This is a genomic window from Citrobacter sp. NCU1 (assembly GCF_010231475.1).
Classification (GTDB): domain Bacteria; phylum Pseudomonadota; class Gammaproteobacteria; order Enterobacterales; family Enterobacteriaceae; genus Citrobacter_D.
This window is the reverse complement of record NZ_NRDO01000138.1, coordinates 1-1,101: the sequence shown is the minus strand read 5'-3', so window position 1 is coordinate 1,101 and position 1,101 is coordinate 1. Positions and strand designations below refer to the sequence as shown.

1 pseudogene is annotated in these 1,101 nt (G+C 53.1%); it reads left to right on the top strand.

Features of this window, described 5'->3' with window-relative positions:
- Window positions 1-1,101: pseudogene (locus CJP72_RS24925) on the top strand (hypothetical protein); the annotation flags it as partial.

The window sequence follows — 1,101 nt, the reverse complement described above, 5'->3', positions numbered from 1 at the left end:
CTCCGAATCCGACCCCAGGGCCTACCGTTTTGACGGCGAACTTAACAAGGCCAACCGCGGCCTGATGGAATTTCAAGAAATTCTGAAATGCGATGAAAAGTTTCTGTGGAATTTGCTTTCATTGACGCAGGAAGGCAATTTTAAAGCTGGACGATTTGCGCTCATCTCCGCCGACGAACTGATCATAGCCCATACGAACGAAACCGAATACCGCGCATTTATCTCCAATAAGAAGAATGAAGCCCTCCACTCCCGCATGATTGTCATGCGTATACCCTATAATCTGAAAGCCAGCCAGGAAGAACGGATTTACCGCAAGCTCGTTGACGCCTCGGGCCTGAACAATCAGGTGCATCTGGCGCCCGGAGCGCTCTTTGCCGCCTCTGTCTTCACTGTGATGTCCCGTCTCAAAGAACCAAGAAAGCCCGGCATTGATCTTGTCAAAAAAATGTATCTCTACGACGGCGTCGAAGTCGACGGCGTGAAGAAGGGCGATGTGGACGAGCTGCGGCGGGAGCATCCCGACGAGGGCATGTCCGGGGTCGATCCCCGTTATGTCATCAACCGCATTTCCAGCGCACTGATCAAAGGCGGTAAGTCCTGCATCAACGCCCTGGATGTGCTTCGCTCCCTCAAGGAGGGGCTCGACCAGCATCCTTCGATCTCCAAAGAAGAACGCGAGCGGCTGATGAATCTGATTACGCAGGCCCGCAAGGAATACGATCATAAAGCGAAGACCGAGGTGCAGCGCGCTTTTGTCTACTCGTTCGAGGAATCGGCTCACACGATGCTCAACAATTATCTGGACAATGTCGAGGCCTACTGCAGCGGTCATAAGATCAAGGACCCGCTCACCTCTGAAGAGCATGATCCGGACGAGAAGCTGATGCGCTCCATTGAAGAGCAGATTGGCGTGACCGAGAACCAGAAGCGGGCGTTCCGCGAAGAAATTCTGATCAAAATCTCGTCATTCGCGCGCCGCGGCCGGCAGTTTGAGTACACCTCGCATGAGCCGCTTAAAGATGCCATTGAGAAGAAGCTGTTCGCCGATCTGAAAGACGTCATCAAAATTACAACCTCGACGATCAACCCGGACGAGAG